Genomic DNA, 20,533 nt, shown 5'->3' on the forward strand with positions numbered 1-20,533 from the left:
AGTAAATTAAATATAGGGCAGGAGGAAGCACATGGCATACTGTATAAATTGTGGTGGGGAAATAGCACCAGATGCACGATTTTGTAAGCATTGCGGGAAAGCATTAGAGCATGGGGGGCAACCTAACGAAAATACGGGGAATACATATATTAGTCAAAACGAGGAACAAGAACAGAACGTCACCCCGTCGCTAGAGGTGGAGCAACATAACGATCCTCAAGTTGATCAGGCAACAACTGGATCTAATGGAAATCAAAATAGGAAGAAAATGAACAAGAAGTCCAAAATCATTCTATTTTCTACTGCTGCACTTATCATTTTATTAATTGGGGTTTACGCTGTAGGCAACACGATGACTTCGCCAAAGCATGTATTGGATGAATTTCAATCTGCAATTGAAGAGGAAGATGCGGGCAAACTAGCATCCTTATTAACAACAGATGACGATGACTTAGAGATCACGGAAGAATCTGTAAAAGGGATGATAGCGTTATACAACGCAAAGCAGAATGAATTTAAGGTTGTACTGAATCATTTGGAGTACCAAGCAGATGGCGAAGTAGATCAGTTTGGAACATACGCACTTGATTTCCAAAAGGACGGGAAGAAGTTCCTCCTGTTTGATGATTACGAGATCACAGTAAATCCTGTTTACTTTGAAGTGGCAACGAATTATAAAGATACAGAGATTATCGTAGGCGATGAAGTTGTCGCAACAGCTGATAAGGATAATGCCCAATTAGAAATCGGCCCCTTTTTACCTGGCGAACATACGATTAGAGCAGCACTTGACACCGGATTCTTTAACTTAGAGAGGGAAGAAACGGCTGTAGGTGATCCTAACTTTCCAGCATATGTGGATCTTTATTTAGATGGAGATATGGTAACGTTTGATTTAGGGATGAAAGGCTATGATGAACTAAGTTCCATTAAATTATTTGTTAATGGCAAAGATACTGGTGTGGATTTATCAAAGCAAGATCAAGTTGGACCACTACTGATTGATGGATCAATGAATGTCTCATTTGAAGCAGAACTTCCATGGGGAACGGTAAGAACGAATGACCAGCCACTTACTGAACGTTACGTGGAGTTTAACCTAGGAAATAGTGATGAGTTTAAGCAACAGATCCAAGATATCTTGGTAACTTATAATGAGGAATTTGGCGAAGTCTACTCAACGGCAAATCCAGATGCCTTAACGACAGCAATACCAGATTTAAAGGATCGGATCGTAGAGGAGGCAGCATATAATCTGGATAACGATATAATGTATGATGGAGCTTTTCACGGGATGGATTTTTATCAGGATTCTTTTACGTTAGAAAAATCATATGAAGGCTTCTGGGAATTAACCGTCGATACAATAACCTATTACGAAGAAGCAATTTATGAAAAAGGCACCGATGCAGAATTAGAACAAGTAGAGGACGAAACGCGATATGTATTAGCTTATGACCAACAGCAAGAAACATGGGCGGTCAGAGGAATAGATTACGCAGGATCGATGGAAGAAGACCGCATGGAACGTGTTACGGTAGAGGAACCCGTTTTCCATACCTCTGATAAAGGAAAAGAAAAAGAATAAAATTCAGCGATGCTTCCTTGCTTGGCATGGAAGTATCGTTTTTTTATTGGTTTTTAATTAATTTGGTGGAAAGGGTCCCGCCAATGTAGGCAGATACCCCGCCCAAGGCGATGAAGATGATGGATTTGTATGTAAAGTCAGGGAGTAGAAATTCGTATGCTGCGAGTACGATCACGACAAATACTGCTAGGAAAAGAACTTGCTCGGGATTGAGTCGTTTTTGCAAGGTTGGCCTCCTTTTTTCATAAGTCACTTGTGGAATATTTTAACTTTTGGGTTGGGGAGGATCAAGGTGTTGGGGGATCGGCTGAGAGCGCGTGAACCTCGCCTTGATTGATTGGGTTTTCAATCAACCAAGTCACACTCTCAATCGACCACCATGCCGATGCAAGCAACTAAACCGCACGCCCACTCCCCCAAACTCTGTAGGCTATTTCCTACGCTCTTTTACACTTGCTGGTTCTTCTTTAAACCCAAACTTTATAAAATTCATGAGATCTCGGACCACTCCGATGTCTTTTAATATGATAAAAATGACAAGGATGATGGGACCGAGAAAAACGCCTACCATTCCAAATAACTGTAAACCAACGAATAAGGAGATTAAGACTGCCAGTGCATCAAGGTTCATGCTGGAGGACAAGATTTTTGGCTCGATTGCTTGGCGAACGCCAGCTGTGACACCATATAAGATGGCAAGTCCGATACCCATTCCGATATCTCCTGTAAAAAACATATACACGGCCCATGGCCCTAAAATGGTTCCTGAGCCGAGGTATGGGAGAATTTCTGCAGCACCTACTACAATGGCGATGGCCAAGGTATGTTCAGTTCCCAGTATGAGTAACCCGATAAACACGATTATCGAGGCAATAAACATAAGCAAAATTTGCGCGCGAATTAGCCCCCACACACGGTACCTCAGTATATTGCGAAAGGATTTAGCTTTATCCCAAACACTATTAGGCATCTTGGTGTTGACCTTCCCTAATAGTTTCTCCCAGTCTTTTCCGATGAAGTAAAAGCCTATAAATACAAACAGAAAGGCAAGGAGAAAGGAAGGAACGATGACAAAAAGTTGTGTAAGACCATTAACTAGCCCACTCCCGATCTCAGCAATGGAGGAAGCTAGTCGTGTACCCATTGAAGAGATGCTCTCCTGAAGTGCAGACTGTTGCTCACTAGAAAAGACATTCATAAACTCACCGAGTCTTTGCCAAATGGGTAGAATGGAATTATTAAAAAAGTCTTGTGCTTGGCCAGTGGTACTTTGGATCAACTCAGGTAATATTTTTGAGAGGCTCTTCACACCCCAAATGATTAAGAAGACCAACCCTGTAATCGCACCACCAAGTACAGCTAGGCTGATTAGTAAAACAACGAAAACGGCCAGACCATTGGGCAAATGGATTTTTGATCGAATGAACCGCACAAGCGGATAAAACATCCATACTAGCAAGGCAGCAATCCAAAAAGGATAGGATATTTTAAATACCCAAGCAGCTACCCAACATAATGCCAGGACAGAAAAGAGGACAACGATAAATCTTGCAATAATGAAAGCTTGGTTTTTAGTCATGGTTACTCCTCCAACATCTTTTAAACTTCGCAAAAGTATTTCTATTATCATATCAAAGATAGCCTAAAGAAAGTATTACAAGCAATTATGGCATCTAAGGTGAACCAAATATGATAACGAGCTACCCAAGAAGTATTTATGATAAAATGATTTCTGCAAGTAAAAGAAATTAGGTGTCATTGATGTTATTAATAGATAAATTAAAAATTATAAATCCTGCAGCTGGGACGATTGTGATGGCAATCGGGATCTTTCTCTTTTCTGCTATGGATGCCTTCGGGTTGCAGGAAGGTTTGCGAATAGTACTTGTCGTGGCTTTTTTTATGCTTGGTATGGTTATTTATACATTGCTAACCGTACAGATTTTTCGTAAAGGATTCTTCTACCCTTTTATACATAATCCAGTGAATTCCTTTTTGGTTGGATCATGGATAGCAGGAATTGCAATTATATGTGACGTTGTAATGAAGTATTTCCCCAAATTTGATTTCATTACGCAACTTATTGCTGTGATCAATAGTGCAATATGGATATGCTTTGTTATTCTATGTATTTATCAATTCAAACAGCTTTTCAAAAAGTATCACGTCTACACAATCCATGGAGTGCTGTTATTATCGGCAGTCGCGACGCAATCTGTGGTTATCTTATGGTTTCAGGCTTTTTCAAGAGTCCCTCTTCCATTAGTCGTGTTTATGATTAGCCTTGGTTTTAGCTTCTATGTTGTTGGAGTTGTCTTCATTAGTCTACGCTATCTTAAAAACTCCTGGACGCTTGCCGATGACTGGGCAAACACAAATTGCATCCTACATGGAGCCTTATCGATTACCGGCCTTGCGCTTGTTTTTTCTCAGCTCCTGTCTTCGTCGTTCATGACCGCATTTTGGGTAATAGTTTTTATCATTTTTATCTTCGTAGAGGGCATAGAGATAGGAAGAGCAATCAGCAGGATAACGAAATATGGCTGGAAAAAAGGAATCTTCACCTACCATATTAGCCAATGGTCAAGAAATTTCACCTTTGGCATGTTTTATGCCTTTACCCTGGCGTTGCATAGCGCGCTTTCAGAGGGGAGTCTGCTATATCGTTTGCAGTCTGTATTCTTACAGGTATGGGCATTAGTTGTTTTAGGCTTACTTGTAGTGGAAATAGTGCTGTGGCTAGGAACTCGTTTTCAGAGGGAGAAGTTACTGGAAAAAAGCAGTGTATAAGGGGGGGCTGAAGATGGAGAAAGAACGTGTTGGCGCGTGTGTAGAATGTGAGAAAGTTGTGTATTGTCACAGTGGATTTTTAGAAGGGGTGCAGGAAGGAAAGGAACTTTTCTGTTTTGCCTGTTATGAAAAGAAAAAAAGTTGACTTCCGTGGTAGAAGTCAACTTTTTTGTTAAGAGGTTAGGCTGTTATGTCTGCTGCCGGACCGAAGATTTCAAAGTGAATTGCTTCATCTGCAACGTGCATTTTTTTCAATGCAAGGTACATGCCACGCATAAATCCTTTTGGTCCACAGAAGTAAAACGCAGAATCTGTTGAAGGGATAATGCTTCTTAACCATTCCTCATCAATTCTTCCGTGTTTGTCACAAGATACCGGATCCTGTGGGTTGTCGTATACGAAGTAATGTGTCACATTATCATGCGTGCTCGCTAAGGTCTCTACTTGTTCTCTCATCGCATGATGCTTGCTTGATTGTGCTGCATGGATGAAAATGACCTCGCGCTCTGGCTGTTCTTTTAGAGTAGTTTCTAGCATACTCATCAATGGTGTTAAACCAACTCCGCCGCTAATCAGAACAAGCGGTTTTTGCTCTTCATTTAATGTGAAATCACCTGATGGAGCAGTGATTGGAATAATGTCACCAGCACGAACTTGCGTGTGCAAGAATGTTGAGACAACACCTGCTGGCAGGTTATCAAGTGCATCTTCTCGTTTTACACTAATCCGATAATAATCTTTACCTGGTGCGGTGGACAAGCTATATTGACGCAAATGGTCGTATGGATCATTTTTGATTTGTGCTTTTACGGTAATATACTGGCCAGGCTCATAGGCTTGGATTGCCAGCCCGTCTGCTGGTTTTAAATAGAAGGATGTAATAACATCGCTTTCCACAACTTTTTTCTCTACGATGAAATCACGGAATCCTAGCCAACCACCAGGCGTTTGCTCTGTTTGGTCATACATCTCTTTTTCCACTGAAATGAAAACATCCGCGATAACACCATATGCTTTTCCCCATGCTTCAATGATATCGTCTGTTGCAGCATCATCTAGGACTTCTTTGATAGCTAGTAATAAATATTTCCCAACGATAGGGTATTGTTCTGGCTTAATGTTTAAACTTCTATGTTTATGTGCGATTTGCTTCACGTGTGGCAGGATTTCTTCCAAGCGATCAATGTTTGCTGCAGCAGCATACACCGTATTGGCTAATGCTTTTGGTTGATCCCCTTTTCGTTGGTTCGTTTGGTTGAAAACATTTTTTAATTCAGGATGATCTTCAAGCAATCTTGAATAGAAGTGTTTTGTAATACTTTCTCCATGTTCCGCTAATACAGGAACCGTTGATTTAATAATGTCCATTGTTTTTTGATCTAATAATTCTGTTTGAGTTGTCATAAAAATTCGCTCCTTGTTAAAAGGTGTATTTTGAATACATCTTTATTGTAAGACGCTTTATTGTCTTTTACAATGGGGTTTAGGCAGAAGTATGTTACAATAATGTGAAAAGATGAACAAGAGGGTGTGCTTGCCATGAATTTAAAAAAATACACGGATTATTCCTTGCGTGTCTTAATTTTCACTGGATTAAAACATGGCGAGGAACGTGCTAGAATAAAAGAAATTTCCGATGTCTACAACATTTCGCAAGAGCATGTGCGAAAGGTTGTGCATGATCTTGTGAAACGAGGACTTATAGAATCCACCAGAGGAAGAGGTGGGGGGATCAGGCTGGCTAAGCCTGCACATGAAATCAATGTTGGCATGCTAGTGCGTGACTTGGAACAGGACTTCGCACTATTGGAATGCTTTGATAAAGGAGTAAATCATTGTGTGATTTCTCCAGGCTGTAGTCTCAAACATGTCATTAATAAAGCACTTGGCGCGTTTTTCAAAGTACTGGAAGAATATACACTGGAAGACCTGATTCATAATGAAGAAGAGCTAAAGGCATTGATGGGCTTAAGTACGTGAAATTCGAGAAGGGTATAGTTGTGGTTGATAGAATGGGTTTTGTGATTGATTGGAACGGAAAAGTAGTTGATAGAACTGCTTTCAAAGGCGATAGAAGTGGAATAGTAGTTGATAGAACTGTTTTTATGGTCGATAGAGCTGGAAACGTAGGCGATAGAACTGCCATCCCGGCCGATATAAACGCCATCCCGGCCGATAACTCCATACTGAGATAGCATCTCACAAAAACAGCGGCTCGTTCATTGAGCCGCTGTTGCTATATATTGATGGTAACCTTACCAATCTATATCTTCGTAGTCCGGATAGTCATCCTTATAAACAATACTACTAGGATCAACGTTATCTTCTTTTGCCACTTGTAAAACAGAACGCACTGCATCCTCATATGGCTTCCCTTGTTCTGCGAGTCGTTTTCCTATAACAGAGATGTTTTTCAAGCGTTTTTCTTTATCCCAATTTAAAAATTTCACATTAAGTTCGTCTAAGTATTGTGTGAAGTAGCCACTTACACTTGGCCCGTATTTATGGCTCATGTTGTTCTGCAGCATTTTAAAGGTCTGATTTTTTAGCGTTTTGCTTAAGGAATCCATAACCGCTGCTTGAAATGCTCTTACGGTTGTCACATGCTTGTCCCAAATTCGATTTGTCGCTGTTTTTCGTTCGTGAATGTCAATAAAGTCATTTAAAGCTAGGACGATAAACAGCATCTCGGGGTAGTACATTTTAAAGGATAAGTAGAGATTTTTATCAGAACCTACAACGCCTAGCCATTTCATCGTTTCCTTATCTAACCCATGATCCTTGAACTCGTATTCACGGTGCCCCATGTTGGTATGTCTCAAATTATAGCAAAGCCCCAGGACACGCATTCGCGCATTATGGTAGTGGATGAGTTCTCCCTCTTGCCCGACAACAGTGTGAAGGGATTCATACAATTGATCAAAATCATAAAAGTCTCCTGTGATGGATACACCAGCATAATTGGGGGTTGGTTCTATTTGAATCATATTAAAACACTCCATCCATTTATATGTTTTTATCCCGGTGCAACCGTCCGTAAGACTCCCACTTCAAAACATGAGGTGAAACCGTGAGTTTTTAGTGGGAGAAAACGGACGCTAACACCCCGATTGGTTCAGCTAACAATCAGTGGGGGAAGAATGAAAACCCCCACTGATTGAAGTTTCACTTTATACAAATTCAGCTTTCCCATTACTGTAACATAAATTTTCTATAACACTTTTAATATGTTACCTTTTCACCTTATAAGTTACCCTTTTCCTTTATTGCAACAATTGTTTCGACAAAAAATAACAAAAAAGTACAATTTTCTTGTTTATTTACTATCCTCAGCGGTACAATTTAACTATATTACTTACTTAATCTAGTAATATAGCAGGAGAAGGGGGAAGTTACGATGAAAGCATTAGTTTATTATGGTACAAAGAATGCGAAGGTAGAAGAAGTTTCTACACCAGAAGTAACACAAGGCACAGTAAAGGTAAAAGTGGAATATGCGGGTATTTGTGGTACAGATTTACATGAATACATGCACAAATCGTTTGTTACAGCTGACAAAATGATCTTGGGTCACGAGTTTACTGGGGAAGTAGTTGAAACGGGTGAAGGTGTGACAAGGTTCAAATCAGGTGACCGAGTAGCAGTGGAACCAATTTGGGGATGTGGAGAATGTGCATCTTGTAAAAAAGGAAATTACAATACGTGCCCTAACATGGAATCCTATGGTATCCATGAAGATGGCGGATTTGCTGAATACATAGTAGTGAAAGAAGAAAATGTATTTGTTCTTCCAGAGAGTCTTAGCTATGAGCTTGCCGCATTAGTAGAACCAACAGCTGTTGTGTTGCATGCAGTACGTAACAGTGAATTTAGAGTAGGGGACAAGGTTGCGGTATTTGGCGCAGGTCCAATTGGCTTGTTGTTGTCTGAAACATTACGAGCTGCTGGTGCGAGCAAGATTTTTGTCGTGGAAGTAAATGAAAAACGCCGCGAGCTTGCAAAGGAAATGGGCGCTGATGTGATAATTGATCCATCAAAAGAAGATGCTGTGAAGATCATCCAAGAGATGACAAATGGCGGCGTTGACGTTGCTTACGATGCAGCTGGTATTGAGATTACATTCAATAACGCATTGGACAGTACGAAACCAAATGGTGAGTTTATGGTAGTAAGTGTTTTCTCTAAACCGGTATCTTACCACCCTGCAACACAGCTTATTAGTGAAAAGAAAATCACAGCTTCCCTAGGATATAACAGTATCTTTGGTGAAGTGATTGATCTTCTAGCGAAGGGCTCTATCAATGCTGGCCCTGTCATTACAAATAATATCAAACTAGATGATATCATTGAAGAAGGCTTTAATAAATTAATTGAAGACAAATCTGAGTGTAAAATCTTAGTAAGCCCGAAATAGTAAATTTTTCCTAAGAGGGTCGGAAGTGCTGTTTTTCTACTATATTAAATAAGCTCAAAGTGAAACCCATAGCTGCTCGCATCATGGAGCAGCTATGGGTTTCATTCATTTCTAATACAAAAGTAAACTACTTACTCTTTTAAACAATCCAATAAAGTATATCCTAGAACAATCCCAGCAACGACCTGAATAGTGGGAGTTCCTTCCATTATGATTAACGGTATTTTCATAATACCTGCTGCAGCAGTATAAGGCAAAATGGCCATTGCGATCAGAAACAAGGTTGGAATTGCTATTGCCACAAACCTTATCCAATCAAATCTCCATGGTTTGTTCTGCTTTATTTCAATGAACAATTTTGGCAATCTCAGAAGGACTCCAATAACGATCGGAAAGATGATGCCATATAGTACGATAGGCATGATATCAAAATTCATACTGGCTTTTTCTTCTAACCAAACTTGAAATTTAATTCCTACATACACAATAAAACCCATACCGACCGTGAATCCGAAATAGTATAAAAACCTTTTAATAAAACCGTCTCCCCTTATATAAGATTTTACTTATATATATGTAAATAATTACTCACATGGCTAAGTTAAATTTCAAAGGAATGAATCAAGCATTCTTCATTATCAACTATTTTCTCCTCTTCTTCATACTCAATATTAAGTTCTAAAAAAGTCTTTTTCCAAAAGTGGACAGCAGGTTTATTTTCTGTTAGCTCCACAACAAAATATTTGCCTTTTTTCTGGTTAAACAATTCTTTTAATATTGCCAGGGCAATACCTTTCCTTCTATATTTTTTCAAAATAAAAATGTCGTTGATACTGTAATCATAATCTCTTTTTAAAAAAGGCTTTTCTAAGAGCAATAAAAATCCCACAACCCGCTCATCTTTTTTCAAAAGATATGGTGTCACCCCTGTGCTCTCCCATATTAAATCAAAGGAATCAAATTCGAAAAGGCCATCTTCTGATATATCCAAGCCCTCGGTAAACTCCGAGAGGTCATGTAAATATAGGGAATATAAATTTTGAAGAATATGTTTTTCATCCTTGGAAATGAACTGAAATGAGATAGTCATGGTTAAGCCTCTTTTACGGTTATTTAAATCCCTTACTTAGTTAATTCTACAGAAATTTACATTGTCCTTCCTGCATTTTTTAAACAAGAAAAGGCAATCAATTAATTGATCGCCTTGTTTAACTGTGGGTCTCTGCGTTTTCACCTACATGATTTTTCCCTACCGAATATGTACTACCTCGGGCAAGTGTCATCGTGAACTTCCACTCATGTTATTTCATTTCCAAGCTAACAAATACAACGCTCGTCCTTAAGATCTATTTCTGGTCTCTCATGTATGTAGCGTGTGTTTCACGGACACTGAAGAATAGGAAGATTATCGTAGGAAGTGCTGTATGGTGGGGAGGAATTGTACGTTGCAGAATGCTTGAAGGTAGGAAATTTTCACTAAATAAGGAAGTTATTTTACAAAAAGGATAATTTTACGTTACACTGCATTTGTAATAAAATTTTAAATAATAAGACTAATGCGTTATAGTGAAGCGGAAATTATACCATTTCCTACCTATGAGAGAGATAGTAGATATCGGTATTGTAAAGAAATGTCACTGTTTATAAGGAGGATTCAAAATGAGAAAAATGCTATTATTCTTCATAGCAGGGTTTGTATTAGGAATCTTTATATTACCAATGATACAAAAATCGCTTGGCTTTCCCTCTTCTGCCGAGGTGCTGGAGCGGGTATTCGGTGAGCCGAATGCAGTAACCATTCCAATAGTTATCTTGCTTACTATGCTATTTATCTATCTGACCGGACGGGGATTGTTCAAGCAGGCTAAAAAAGGAAAATAACAAAGGGGACAGATGTAAGCTACTCATCGTTAGTCAATCAGGTTTAAAAACCCATCACTATTTGTACGATCAAAAAAGTAATCAATTCCATAGTGTGAAGCAACTCCCATAATAATAGCCCACGCCACTATGCTTATGGTCATCCAAATTGTTATTTGCTTCTTGGTACCACCAAAGCTCATAGCAAGTACTGCACCGAGATGACTTCCAGTGATAAAGGGCGCAAGTAACGCTAGGCCAGGTAGGCCGTATTTTTTCCATACGAAGGCTGCCCGTCTTTGCTTTTTCTCCGATTTATTTTTTCCCTTCTTTTCTTTCCGTCTTGCTAACCAACGTTTTGTCTGATCTGTCAGTGTAATAAGGATAAGGATCGTAGTCATATTTCCGGCAAAGGCTATGATGGTGACAGGAATTGCCTGTAATCCTGTCGCTATTCCAATTGGGATAACTGCGACAACCTCAAAAAAGGGTGTGGCACCTAATAAAAAGACGATAATATATGCTAGATATATATTCATTTCTCATATTCCCTCCTCTTATTCTATTTCTCCGGATAATAGCGTTTTGATATACGATGAGGCGACTTCATGTATCTGCCTATGATATGGAATAAAACAAACTGACCATATCTCAAAATTAATAGATACGTTCAACTTCGTATCCTTTTTGCTCGAGTTCGCTTGGAACACTCGGATCAATTAGAGCGTGTACAGAACCGATAATAGCAAAATAGGTTTGACCTCTGTCACTTTGTAAGATTTCTTCGAGTTTATTTGCCATTCTAATGTTACGACTATCATTTAACTCTTGTTTGTACTCTTCATTAACACCTTCAAAGCTATCTGATAACTGGTTAACAAGTGAATCTCTCTTACTGTTACCATGCACCCAGTTATATCCTAATTGGTTTAACCAATCAGCTTGATCCTCATAGGCCCCGATATAATTTTCAAGTGTTTCAACTTGTGTGTCCATACTAAAGCCTGTCAACATTTCATACTGCCCTTCAATCGTTTCTAATTCCATTATTTTTTTATCTTCTTCTAAAGCACGTTGAAGAAAATACAAATCAACCCCGTACTCTGATGATAAATCGCTTTTCTCTGCAATAAATTCTGTTAATAAACTCTCTACAAACCATGGCTGGTATTGCTTGAAATTCTCCACAGACATCCCTTGTGCTTCAAATATATTTGAAAGTTTTCTAAAAGACTCCTCTGATAAAACTTTATCCAATGTCGTGCCATCATCAAATAATGCCATCTCGTTTAGTTCTTCTTCCGTCATATCAACTTCAAACATATTAATTTCTGGGAGAATTACATCCGAACTTTCATATGCTTCTTCAATTTTATTGGCAAGTGGGTAATAATCTTCATGACCTAAATGGATGCTCCCAAGAATGTATGCAGTGGTTTCACCATTATCAACCTTCCACAAGAATCCTCCATCTCCATCATAATTATATGTTGCATCATCAGTACTCTCTTCTGTTTCCTCGTTTAATTCCTCATTGTCTACGGGTGCTTCATCATTATTCGTACATCCAATTAACACAACCATCAGTAATAAAAAATATAGTAATGAATTAATTTTAGGCATCTTGTAAGTCGTCCCCTTCTAAAAAAATTATTTTCTTAACCGAAACGACGGACTATCCTCTTCTTTGTGAGTCACCTCTCTATTAATCTATTAACCAATGGCTACGAAGCATGAGAGCCCTTTCTGTGGCAGCTAAAGCACCTGCAAAACCTGCCGCTACATTCATCCAAATAGATAATGAAATTGGAGACTCAAACGTACCTATATTTTCAGAAATCCATGGAACTTGCGAAATAGATTCAATAATTTGGGGTAAAGTTAGAATGGTTATCGATAACAACGTGACAATGGCTAGCCCTCCAATCAGAAAACTGATTGTTGGAAAGCGTTTATGCAACCTCATGCGCAATCCTCTAATGGACCGTTTTTCTGGGTACACTGAAAATATTTCCAGTTTATCCGTAAGGTATTGAATACTATTAATCCCGCTTCCTTGGCTTTTCACCTCAATAATGCCATTTTCAACTGGCAAACTGGCCGGAAGTGTAGAATAGGCAATGTGTTTTCTATTGTGATATAAATCCACACTAGAATCCTCTGCGAAATACCTGGATTTCAATGCGTAATGGATTTTCTCATTGTTCTCGTTCGTGATGGTAATGTGGAATAACGAGTGCGTAAAGGCATGCCAAAATCGATACTCTTTTAACCGATGCCCATCACCCTTTTTCACTTTTCGAATTTCCATATGACGCTTCCTTCGACGAATAAATTGGAACATGAGACGTCTACCTTCCTTTCCTTATTTGTTTTTTAACCTAGGCAATCAAGGAGAAGACAAAAAATCACATCTTACGTAAAGACCGATCATTTCACCATTTTTAAGATGCTTTCTATTACTTTTTCACTGTAATCTTCAAGGTTTATCTCCACTTCGTATTGTGGCAACGATATCGAACCAGATATCGAACCCCGAATCATTGTTGTCATTACCTGGGGATCAAAATCACCAAGTTCTTTTGTTTTTTGTCCGTTTTGCAGAATGTCTTTTAACAACGTATGCAATTCATCGTCAGCATCGGTTTTCACTAAATAATAAGGAACATTTTCTGGTGTACGAGCATTAAAAACAATTTCAAGTAATGCTTTTGTATTTCCTCGATAGATAACCTGATATGCCAAACTTGCTTCAATAAAAGCAACTAACTTCTCCATATAGGATTGCTTCTGCTCCACTTTATCTTTAATAAAAGCTCGTTCTTCTTGTACCAGATAAGCTAACGTATTATTCAATAGATCATCTTTTCCAGAGAAATGATAAGAAATCAGCCCTGTACTGATCGCTGCTTTTTTTGCAATTTTGGATAGGCTCGTGTGGATGTATCCTATCTCTGTTAAAACCTCTATGGATGCTTTTATAATTTGTTCTTTTCGTGCGTCAGCAATTAAATAGTTTTTACTAGTCATTTCACCATCTCCTTCTTTGTTTTGATTGTACATTTTTTATTTTGATCAGTCAATCAGTTTTTATCTTAGGTTTAAAAAACTCCTTCTTATACCTTCTTGTCTAAAATGTTACAAATTCACAATTCTTAACAAAAAACCTCACTAATTCTCTTGCTTATTGTTTCATAACAAAATAACATGTACGGTAAGTGATCTAAAATGGAACGAATAGCGTTAGCTAAATAGGAATATTTATCTCACCTAAGTTCATTCCTTCATGAAACTAGAAAAGTATAGGAGCAAAAAAATTATGGATCCCATAAAAGAAGAAATGTCTAATCAAGTCTCTGAAGAAAAAACAAAAAAGCAAAAGAGAGCTTTATTCTATAAAACGGTATGGAGATGGCACTTCTATGCAGGTATTATCATCGCGCCATTCCTTCTGATACTTGCCGTGACGGGAAGTGTCTATTTATTTAAACCACAGATCGAAAACATGATCTACGCCGATTTTTATGATGTCACGCCACAAGATGAGAGACTTGCAGATTCTGAGATTATAGATCAGGCAAAAGAAACGCATCCGGGTGCGGTGATCACTAGCTTTCGACCAGGTGAGGATGAGACTCGCTCGAGTGAGGTTGGACTGTCGTCTGAAGGAGAATCTCTGACTGTTTTTGTGAATCCTTATACAGGTGACTCACTTGGTGAGCTAAATGATGAAGATCGCATCATGGATAAGATAGAAGAGTTCCACGGAGAATTAATGGTAGGCACGTTGGGTGATCGAATCGTAGAACTTGCTGCATCTTGGGGTGTGGTCCTCATTGTGACTGGAATTTTTCTTTGGTTACCTAGAAAAAGAAAAGGTCTAGCAGGTGTAGTCTATCCCCGTTTTCATAAAGGGAAAATGACTTTACAACGCGATTTGCATGCCGTTCCAGCATTCTGGATAGCGGCAGGGATGTTCTTTTTAATTATGACAGGTCTACCGTGGTCTGGCTTCTGGGGGACAAACTTCCAAACGATTGCAACAAACGCAGGAGTTGGTTATCCACCGTCCGTCTGGGTGGGGGATGCACCTAGCTCTGGTGTGCAAACAAAGGAAATAGCAGATGTGCCATGGGCTGCGGAAACGTTAGATGTGCCAAAATCGAATCTGCAGGGCTTAGTACCTGCTTCGATTGATGATATTACGTCAACCGCCAAGCGAGAGGGTGTCCATCCAAGCTATACGGTTATTTTTCCAAATGACGAAGAAGGGGTCTACACGCTATCTGCTTTTCCACCTAAAGCACGGGATGAAATTACCATGCACCTTGATCAGTATTCAGGTGCCGTCCTTGCAGATTATCGGTATGACAATTATGAATCAATTGGAAAGCTGGTTGCGTTAGGCATCACATTGCATAAAGGGACAGAGTTTGGCATCGTGAACCAACTTGTGAGTCTGGCAATTTGTCTCGGTATCATTTTTATCGTATTAAGTGGATTTTATTTATGGTGGAAAAGAAAACCACAGCATGGAATGGGAGCGCCAAAGTCTGGTGGACTCTTTAATACGAAACTCTTTTTCATCGTATTAATCGGACTAGGAATTCTGTTCCCATTAGTTGGCTTGTCCATTATTTGTATTTTACTTATCGATCTATTATTAATTAAACGGATTCCTGCATTGCGGCGGTTTTTCAATGCCTAATGTTAGAAGGAGGCTTATACGATGAAAAAAGGTATAACCAGTTTGGTTCTAATTGGGCTCAGTCTTGTGCTTGGTGCTTGTTCGTTGAATGCAGGTGTGGCAAGCCTTTATAAGGAAGAAACTCCCCTGCATGCTGCTATTCAAATCCCAGCATCTTTTAAAGATAATGCGGAGGACGTGATTTCTATTGAGCTTGAGCAGAACGGGGAACGCGTGGAAAGCATGGAAAGTCCAGACTTTCTGCATGCGGAAATATGGAAGCAGGATGGATCCTTATCGTTTCCAATGGAAGAGGTAGAGCAGGATGAAGATGGCGCTTTTTATGTAAAAAAGGAGTTTGACGAGGACGGACTCTATTTTATAAAACTCCATGCCAGTTCTAATGGTTCGATCATCACGCCCAAAAAGCAATTTATCGTAGGAGAGCTTTCAGATGAAGAACTAGAAATTTTGCAAGAGGGCGCCCAAGAGGAAGAAGTCGATCATAAGCATCATCACTGATCCAGGGGAGAGCATCGCCTTTGGGTGAGAGAGCATCAGCCATGAGCGAAAGAACATCCCCCGAGAGAGAAAGAACAACGCCAGAGAGCAACCAAGCGCTTCAACCGCCCTGCGACCTCAGCAATATATAGTATTTTTTTGGTAATTGATGTTGTTTTCTGTCTAGTTTTGTAGGTATAATAGAGTAGTGTTTATTAAGATTACCGGTAAAAGATTACTACTATAAAGATTGAGTTAGAGAAGGGGCACAAATATGAGAAGGTCTGAGCGCAAGAAGTCAAAAAAATTATGGCTAAAGATACCAATAATTGTAGTGCTATTGCTTTTGGTTGGAGTTGGGGTTTATGCTTTCTCCCTATACAACAATGCCAAAAGTACAGTCAATGAAAAGATGAATGAGCCAATAGAGTCAATTGATACAGCAGTTACGAAGAAAAAGGTGAAGGATTTGCAGCCTTTAAATATTTTACTTATGGGTGTGGATGCAAGGGGTGCAGACAAAGGGCGTTCTGATGCTCTTATGGTTTTGTCACTTGATCCCGATTCAGATCGCATGCAAATAATCAGTATTCCACGCGATACACGTGCAACAATTGTCGGTAGAGGTACAGAAGACAAGATTAACCATGCATACGCATTTGGTGGACCCGACATGTCGGTAGCCACTGTAGAAAACTTCCTCGATATTGAGTTGGATTATTTTGTCCGCATGAACATGGAGGGGCTTGAAGAGTTAGTTGATGAACTAGGAACCATTACAGTGAATAATGAAATTGCTTGGAATGATGGAAAGTATAATTTTACAGAAGGTCCTGTCGATATGGATGGCGCGAAGACGATGGCGTTTGTCCGGATGAGAAAGCAGGATAACGCTGGAGACTTCGGTCGTACCAAGCGTCAGCGTCAGGTAATTCAAGGAATAGTAGATAGAGGAGCTTCGGTTGGCTCTGTGAATAAAATTGGTGGCGTGATTGACGTTCTTGGAAACAACATGGCGACAAACCTAGACTTTGAAGACATGAAGAATTTGTTCTCTAATTACAGAGGCGTCCGTAAAAACGTGGATAACTACATGTTAGAAGGAAGTGGCACCACGATTGATGGCATTTATTACTATCTAGTGCCAGATGAAGAAATACAGAAAGTTCATTCCATGATTGCAGATATCAAATCATAAGGCGATATAACAGCACGTTCCTTCTCGGGAGCGTGCTGTTTTTCTATGCTCTTTAAAGGAATTCACTTTAGTGTGTTGAATTAATATAGTGGTAGAGATTTCTAGAAATAACACGGCAACAGGTTCAAAAAAACACAGTGAAAATGAGGGATGCTAGTGTCCGGGATTATAATAAAAGAAAACGTACATACAGATAAAAACTTAGTGAAAAGTCACTATCATCATGTTCATCAAATTTTATATGTGTTGGAAAGTAAAGGAGAAATTATATTTAACAATCAAGTTCATGCCTTTAAAAAAGATAATTTGGCATTCATTCCTCCCTATTCCAAACACTCAATCATCGCTGAAGATAAAATGACCGTCCTTGTTTTGGAATTTGATCTTCTACAACTAGACAACGGGATAAACGAAATTCTAAGAGAAGAAGATAACTTCGCAGAAACACGTATTATTGAACTTAACTTATTTGAATCTGTGCATGTGAGACAACTGCTTCGCAGGATGCTTTACGAGCAATCTCAACAGGATAACTATCGATTCATGGCTATTAAAATATTTCTTTCTGAATTACTACTTACACTTCTAAGGTCAAATAAAGAACAGAGTATTACAAATGCCAATAGTTTACGAGCAGAACGTTTACGAAAGTACATAGATGAAAATTATTTTGAAATTGTTGATGCAGGTGATATTTCCCAAAGGCTTGGAATTAGTACCCGACACGTAAATACAATTTTCAAAGAAAGTTATAATATTACTCCCATGAAATATTTAAACGAAGTACGAATGGAAACAGCGAAGAAATTACTTATGGAGACAGACAAGGACATTGCCTCCATTTGTTTTGAAATAGGGTTTGAGTCCCTTTCCACTTTCTATAGAAGATTTAAGAATTATATGAAGATCTCTCCCCATAAATATCGCGTAAATAATCACTACATACAAGGAATGAGTACAAGAGACAAAGTATAAATGCAAGCGCATTTATCGGAACTTTCATTTAATTTCCGAAATTGAGAATAATATTCTTCCTTTAATAAGACGAACGTTGATGAAATCTCTATGATAGGGATAACAAGAAAAAAGGAGGAATTGGGGATGGTAACACATAAAATTGGTGTAATTATGAACGGTGTGACTGGTCGAATGGGGACTAATCAGCACTTAATTCGTTCTATTGTAGCAATAAGAGAACAGGGGGGCGTTGAACTAGCGAACGGAAACACCGTCATACCTGATCCTATTCTAGTTGGAAGACGTGAAGCTAGATTAGAAGAGCTTGCGGCATCCCATGGTATTACCCGGTGGACAACTAACCTTGAGGAAGCCTTAGCTGATGACTACAATCAAATTTATTTTGATTCTCAGACAACGGTAAGAAGAGCAGAGGGTATCCGGAAGGCGGTTGCTGCTGGAAAACATATTTACTGTGAGAAACCAACTGCTACAAACTTAGAAGAAGCGATTAAACTTTCGGAACTTGCAACAGAAGCCGGGTTGAAAAATGGAGTTGTACAGGACAAATTATATTTACCAGGTTTGATGAAATTGAAGCGCCTCATTGATTCTGGTTTCTTTGGCGAGATATTAAGTGTGCGTATGGAGTTTGGCTATTGGGTATTTGAGGGAGATTGGCAGGAAGGTCAACGCCCTTCTTGGAATTACAGGAAGGAAGACGGGGGCGGCATTATTGTCGATATGTTTCCACATTGGAGTTACGTAATCCAACATCTCTTCGGTACAATTCGGTCTGTTTCGTGTATAGGAGCTACACATATTCCAAAGAGATTGGATGAAAAGGGAGAAACGTATAAAGCAACAGCAGATGATGCTGCATACGGAACCTTTGAACTAGAGAATGGGATTATCGTGCAGGCTAATTCTTCTTGGGCAGTCCGAGTGAACAGAGATGACTTGCTCACCGTTCAAGTTGATGGGACTGAGGGAAGTGCAGTGGCAGGCCTTCGTGATTGTAAAGTACAGCATCGAGTAAACACGCCAAAAGCTGTATGGAATCCGGATATTCCAAATCCATTTAAGTTTCAGGATGACTGGCTCGATGTTCCTGAGAACCAAGTCTTTGATAATGCGTTTAAGGTGCAATGGGAGATGTTTCTCAAACACGTTGTTGCAGACGAACCATATGATTTGGATCTCATGGAAGGTGCGAAAGGGATACAACTTGCTGAAATTGCCCTTCAATCATGGGAAGAAAGACGTTGGGTTGATGTTCCGAAAGTTAAAAATAAGGTAAATGCATAGGAGGATCTAAATGAATAATTCTATCCTACTACCAAATCAGTCTGGAGAATTGTATGCGCATACATTGAAACCTGGAAAAGACTTTGCTATTCCAAAGAAACAATTTGAAAAGCGTATAGCATTGTCAGCTGCACATGTTGTTGCCGACCCTTTGGCAACTATGGATCCCATTAATCAATGTGCAATTGATTGGGAGGAGACTTTGGCGTATCGCCGTCACCTTTGGTCCTTAGGATTTGGGGTGGCTGAAGCAATGGATACAGCACAACGAGGAATGGGGTTAAATTGGAATGCAGCCCAAGAATTGATAAGTCGCTCTGTAAAAGAAGCGAAGGCAGTGAATGGGCAAATAGCATGCGGCGCTGGTACGGATCACATACAGCCTACTTCACAAGTGACGATCCAAGACGTGGAAAGAGCTTATGAAGAACAGTGCGAATTTGTCGAAAAAGAGGGAGGACGTATCATTTTAATGGCAAGTAGAGCTTTGGCTGCTTGTGCTTCCTCTGCTGAAGACTACGTAAAAGTCTATAGCCATATTTTAAATAAAGTATCCGAACCAGTTATTCTTCATTGGCTTGGTGACATGTTTGATCCAGCGCTCAAGGGATACTGGGGGTATGAAGATATTGATCAGGCGATGGAAGTCTGTCTACGTATTATAAAGGAGAATGAGAAGAAAGTTGATGGCATTAAAATCTCCCTCCTTGATGATAAACGTGAAATACAGATGAGAGCATTACTTCCTGAAAGTGTGAAAATGTATACAGGAGATGACTTTAATTACCCTGAATTAATTAAAGGGGATGAAGATGGCTACAGTCATGCGCTCTTGGGGATATTTGATGCAATTGCTCCCGCAGCCGCTAGTGCACTCCATGCATTAGATGATGGGGACCTTCCTAAATATGATGCTTTACTGGAAAAAACCGTAGCCCTTTCTCGCCATATTTTCCAAGCACCTACTTACGCCTATAAGACCGGGGTTGTGTTTATGGCCTACTTAAATGGTCATCAATCCCATTTTAAGATGATTGGTGGGGCTGAAAGCCAGCGTTCGATTGTCCATCTTGCTGATCTATTTGTGATGGCGGGTGAAGCTGGGTTACTTCAGGATATAGAACTTGCAACATACAGAATGAAGCTTACTTTAATGCAGGCAGGGATAGAGCAGAAAAACGTTGCCATACAAAACGTATAGTCTGGCCATGTTTGATTAGGAAAGAAGGG

The 20,533-nt window shown here is 39.4% G+C and carries 23 protein-coding genes; 13 read left to right on the forward strand and 10 right to left on the reverse strand.

What is annotated here, in order from left to right:
- Positions 1-31: 31 nt before the first annotated feature.
- The gene (locus K3T81_RS09600) at positions 32-1,588 is read left to right on the forward strand and encodes a zinc ribbon domain-containing protein (RefSeq protein ID WP_238019642.1); all 1,557 of its coding nucleotides are present in this window, start codon (positions 32-34) and stop codon (positions 1,586-1,588) included.
- Positions 1,589-1,631: 43 nt separating this feature from the next.
- Here the strand turns inward: K3T81_RS09600 and K3T81_RS09605 are convergent, their stop codons facing one another.
- Both K3T81_RS09605 and ytvI read right to left on the reverse strand, forming a co-directional pair.
- Positions 1,632-1,814, reverse strand: coding sequence for a hypothetical protein (locus K3T81_RS09605; RefSeq protein ID WP_238019644.1), 183 nt, complete (start codon positions 1,812-1,814; stop codon positions 1,632-1,634).
- A gap of 204 nt (positions 1,815-2,018) precedes the next feature.
- A complete protein-coding gene (ytvI, locus tag K3T81_RS09610; protein ID WP_238019646.1) occupies positions 2,019-3,167 on the reverse strand; it encodes a sporulation integral membrane protein YtvI in 1,149 nt (382 codons plus the stop codon).
- A gap of 182 nt (positions 3,168-3,349) precedes the next feature.
- On the opposite strand from ytvI, the gene K3T81_RS09615 reads away from it, so the two are divergent.
- Positions 3,350-4,378 carry a TDT family transporter gene (locus K3T81_RS09615; protein ID WP_238019647.1) on the forward strand — a complete coding sequence of 343 codons (1,029 nt, stop codon included), beginning with the start codon at positions 3,350-3,352 and terminating at the stop codon, positions 4,376-4,378.
- Between the two features lie 13 nt (positions 4,379-4,391).
- The gene (locus K3T81_RS19475) at positions 4,392-4,523 is read left to right on the forward strand and encodes a hypothetical protein (RefSeq protein ID WP_275949830.1); all 132 of its coding nucleotides are present in this window, start codon (positions 4,392-4,394) and stop codon (positions 4,521-4,523) included.
- Between the two features lie 35 nt (positions 4,524-4,558).
- On the opposite strand, the gene hmpA is transcribed toward K3T81_RS19475, so the two are convergent.
- Positions 4,559-5,782, reverse strand: a complete 1,224-nt coding sequence (gene hmpA, locus K3T81_RS09620; protein WP_238019648.1) for an NO-inducible flavohemoprotein — start codon at positions 5,780-5,782, stop codon at positions 4,559-4,561.
- Between the two features lie 135 nt (positions 5,783-5,917).
- On the opposite strand from hmpA, the gene K3T81_RS09625 reads away from it, so the two are divergent.
- Both K3T81_RS09625 and K3T81_RS09630 read left to right on the forward strand, forming a co-directional pair.
- Positions 5,918-6,358, forward strand: coding sequence for an RrF2 family transcriptional regulator (locus tag K3T81_RS09625; protein WP_238019649.1), 441 nt, complete (start codon positions 5,918-5,920; stop codon positions 6,356-6,358).
- Positions 6,355-6,573, forward strand: coding sequence for a hypothetical protein (locus tag K3T81_RS09630; protein WP_238019650.1), 219 nt, complete (start codon positions 6,355-6,357; stop codon positions 6,571-6,573). The genes K3T81_RS09625 and K3T81_RS09630 overlap by 4 nt, the downstream gene beginning before the upstream one ends.
- 60 nt (positions 6,574-6,633) lie before the next feature.
- On the opposite strand, the gene K3T81_RS09635 is transcribed toward K3T81_RS09630, so the two are convergent.
- Positions 6,634-7,365 (reverse strand): DUF6904 family protein, encoded by a 732-nt coding sequence (locus K3T81_RS09635; RefSeq protein WP_238019651.1) that lies wholly within the window; start codon positions 7,363-7,365, stop codon positions 6,634-6,636.
- A gap of 410 nt (positions 7,366-7,775) precedes the next feature.
- On the opposite strand from K3T81_RS09635, the gene K3T81_RS09640 reads away from it, so the two are divergent.
- The gene (locus K3T81_RS09640) at positions 7,776-8,792 is read left to right on the forward strand and encodes a 2,3-butanediol dehydrogenase (RefSeq protein ID WP_238019652.1); all 1,017 of its coding nucleotides are present in this window, start codon (positions 7,776-7,778) and stop codon (positions 8,790-8,792) included.
- A gap of 131 nt (positions 8,793-8,923) precedes the next feature.
- Here the strand turns inward: K3T81_RS09640 and K3T81_RS09645 are convergent, their stop codons facing one another.
- The gene (locus K3T81_RS09645; RefSeq protein WP_238019653.1) at positions 8,924-9,289 is read right to left on the reverse strand and encodes a hypothetical protein; all 366 of its coding nucleotides are present in this window, start codon (positions 9,287-9,289) and stop codon (positions 8,924-8,926) included.
- Between the two features lie 104 nt (positions 9,290-9,393).
- Positions 9,394-9,882, reverse strand: a complete 489-nt coding sequence (locus K3T81_RS09650) for a GNAT family N-acetyltransferase (RefSeq protein ID WP_238019654.1) — start codon at positions 9,880-9,882, stop codon at positions 9,394-9,396.
- Positions 9,883-10,451: 569 nt separating this feature from the next.
- Between K3T81_RS09650 and K3T81_RS09655 the strand changes: the two genes are divergently transcribed.
- Entirely contained in the window at positions 10,452-10,673 is a 222-nt protein-coding gene (locus tag K3T81_RS09655; RefSeq protein WP_238019656.1) for a hypothetical protein, read from the forward strand.
- Positions 10,674-10,702: 29 nt separating this feature from the next.
- On the opposite strand, the gene K3T81_RS09660 is transcribed toward K3T81_RS09655, so the two are convergent.
- From K3T81_RS09660 to K3T81_RS09675, 4 genes are all read right to left on the reverse strand, one after another.
- The gene (locus K3T81_RS09660) at positions 10,703-11,191 is read right to left on the reverse strand and encodes a small multi-drug export protein (protein WP_238019658.1); all 489 of its coding nucleotides are present in this window, start codon (positions 11,189-11,191) and stop codon (positions 10,703-10,705) included.
- Positions 11,192-11,309: 118 nt separating this feature from the next.
- A complete protein-coding gene (locus K3T81_RS09665) occupies positions 11,310-12,275 on the reverse strand; it encodes a TraB/GumN family protein (protein WP_238019660.1) in 966 nt (321 codons plus the stop codon).
- 82 nt (positions 12,276-12,357) lie between these two features.
- Complete coding sequence (locus K3T81_RS09670) at positions 12,358-12,963, reverse strand: hypothetical protein (RefSeq protein WP_238019662.1); 606 nt, start codon at positions 12,961-12,963, stop codon at positions 12,358-12,360.
- 119 nt (positions 12,964-13,082) lie between these two features.
- Complete coding sequence (locus tag K3T81_RS09675) at positions 13,083-13,682, reverse strand: TetR/AcrR family transcriptional regulator (protein ID WP_238019664.1); 600 nt, start codon at positions 13,680-13,682, stop codon at positions 13,083-13,085.
- 289 nt (positions 13,683-13,971) lie between these two features.
- Here K3T81_RS09675 and K3T81_RS09680 point away from each other — a divergent pair, with 289 nt between their 5' ends.
- The 6 genes from K3T81_RS09680 to K3T81_RS09705 all read left to right on the forward strand — a co-directional run bounded on the left by K3T81_RS09680 (position 13,972) and on the right by K3T81_RS09705 (position 20,504).
- On the forward strand, positions 13,972-15,360 hold the full coding sequence (locus K3T81_RS09680) for a PepSY-associated TM helix domain-containing protein (RefSeq protein ID WP_420830815.1): 1,389 nt from the start codon (positions 13,972-13,974) through the stop codon (positions 15,358-15,360).
- A 21-nt stretch (positions 15,361-15,381) separates the two neighbouring features.
- Complete coding sequence (locus tag K3T81_RS09685) at positions 15,382-15,861, forward strand: FixH family protein (protein ID WP_238019666.1); 480 nt, start codon at positions 15,382-15,384, stop codon at positions 15,859-15,861.
- A 253-nt stretch (positions 15,862-16,114) separates the two neighbouring features.
- Positions 16,115-17,038 (forward strand): LCP family glycopolymer transferase, encoded by a 924-nt coding sequence (locus K3T81_RS09690; protein WP_238019668.1) that lies wholly within the window; start codon positions 16,115-16,117, stop codon positions 17,036-17,038.
- A 156-nt stretch (positions 17,039-17,194) separates the two neighbouring features.
- Positions 17,195-18,013 (forward strand): AraC family transcriptional regulator, encoded by an 819-nt coding sequence (locus K3T81_RS09695; RefSeq protein WP_238019670.1) that lies wholly within the window; start codon positions 17,195-17,197, stop codon positions 18,011-18,013.
- 126 nt (positions 18,014-18,139) lie between these two features.
- Complete coding sequence (locus tag K3T81_RS09700; protein ID WP_238019672.1) at positions 18,140-19,303, forward strand: Gfo/Idh/MocA family protein; 1,164 nt, start codon at positions 18,140-18,142, stop codon at positions 19,301-19,303.
- Between the two features lie 10 nt (positions 19,304-19,313).
- Positions 19,314-20,504: a dihydrodipicolinate synthase family protein gene (locus tag K3T81_RS09705; protein WP_238019674.1), complete on the forward strand. Its 1,191-nt coding sequence runs from the start codon at positions 19,314-19,316 to the stop codon at positions 20,502-20,504.
- Positions 20,505-20,533 lie beyond the last annotated feature (29 nt).

Origin of the sequence: Oceanobacillus jordanicus (assembly GCF_022095695.1) — a bacterium.
GTDB classification, from domain to species: Bacteria; Bacillota; Bacilli; order Bacillales; family Amphibacillaceae; genus Oceanobacillus_B; species Oceanobacillus_B jordanicus.

What these genes read in the sequence shown, in the direction of transcription:
- K3T81_RS09665 (WP_238019660.1), bottom strand. Translation starts at nt 12,275, where the DNA reads ATGCCTAAAATTAATTCATTACTATATTTTTTATTACTGATGGTTGTG.
- K3T81_RS09680 (WP_420830815.1), top strand. Translation starts at nt 13,972, where the DNA reads ATGGATCCCATAAAAGAAGAAATGTCTAATCAAGTCTCTGAAGAAAAA.
- K3T81_RS09660 (WP_238019658.1), bottom strand. Translation starts at nt 11,191, where the DNA reads ATGAATATATATCTAGCATATATTATCGTCTTTTTATTAGGTGCCACA.
- K3T81_RS09625 (WP_238019649.1), top strand. Translation starts at nt 5,918, where the DNA reads ATGAATTTAAAAAAATACACGGATTATTCCTTGCGTGTCTTAATTTTC.
- K3T81_RS09655 (WP_238019656.1), top strand. Translation starts at nt 10,452, where the DNA reads ATGAGAAAAATGCTATTATTCTTCATAGCAGGGTTTGTATTAGGAATC.
- ytvI (WP_238019646.1), bottom strand. Translation starts at nt 3,167, where the DNA reads ATGACTAAAAACCAAGCTTTCATTATTGCAAGATTTATCGTTGTCCTC.
- K3T81_RS09640 (WP_238019652.1), top strand. Translation starts at nt 7,776, where the DNA reads ATGAAAGCATTAGTTTATTATGGTACAAAGAATGCGAAGGTAGAAGAA.
- K3T81_RS09650 (WP_238019654.1), bottom strand. Translation starts at nt 9,882, where the DNA reads ATGACTATCTCATTTCAGTTCATTTCCAAGGATGAAAAACATATTCTT.
- K3T81_RS09700 (WP_238019672.1), top strand. Translation starts at nt 18,140, where the DNA reads ATGGTAACACATAAAATTGGTGTAATTATGAACGGTGTGACTGGTCGA.
- K3T81_RS09685 (WP_238019666.1), top strand. Translation starts at nt 15,382, where the DNA reads ATGAAAAAAGGTATAACCAGTTTGGTTCTAATTGGGCTCAGTCTTGTG.
- K3T81_RS09635 (WP_238019651.1), bottom strand. Translation starts at nt 7,365, where the DNA reads ATGATTCAAATAGAACCAACCCCCAATTATGCTGGTGTATCCATCACA.
- hmpA (WP_238019648.1), bottom strand. Translation starts at nt 5,782, where the DNA reads ATGACAACTCAAACAGAATTATTAGATCAAAAAACAATGGACATTATT.
- K3T81_RS09675 (WP_238019664.1), bottom strand. Translation starts at nt 13,682, where the DNA reads ATGACTAGTAAAAACTATTTAATTGCTGACGCACGAAAAGAACAAATT.
- K3T81_RS09600 (WP_238019642.1), top strand. Translation starts at nt 32, where the DNA reads ATGGCATACTGTATAAATTGTGGTGGGGAAATAGCACCAGATGCACGA.
- K3T81_RS09670 (WP_238019662.1), bottom strand. Translation starts at nt 12,963, where the DNA reads ATGGAAATTCGAAAAGTGAAAAAGGGTGATGGGCATCGGTTAAAAGAG.
- K3T81_RS09615 (WP_238019647.1), top strand. Translation starts at nt 3,350, where the DNA reads ATGTTATTAATAGATAAATTAAAAATTATAAATCCTGCAGCTGGGACG.
- K3T81_RS09705 (WP_238019674.1), top strand. Translation starts at nt 19,314, where the DNA reads ATGAATAATTCTATCCTACTACCAAATCAGTCTGGAGAATTGTATGCG.
- K3T81_RS09645 (WP_238019653.1), bottom strand. Translation starts at nt 9,289, where the DNA reads ATGGGTTTTATTGTGTATGTAGGAATTAAATTTCAAGTTTGGTTAGAA.
- K3T81_RS09690 (WP_238019668.1), top strand. Translation starts at nt 16,115, where the DNA reads ATGAGAAGGTCTGAGCGCAAGAAGTCAAAAAAATTATGGCTAAAGATA.
- K3T81_RS19475 (WP_275949830.1), top strand. Translation starts at nt 4,392, where the DNA reads ATGGAGAAAGAACGTGTTGGCGCGTGTGTAGAATGTGAGAAAGTTGTG.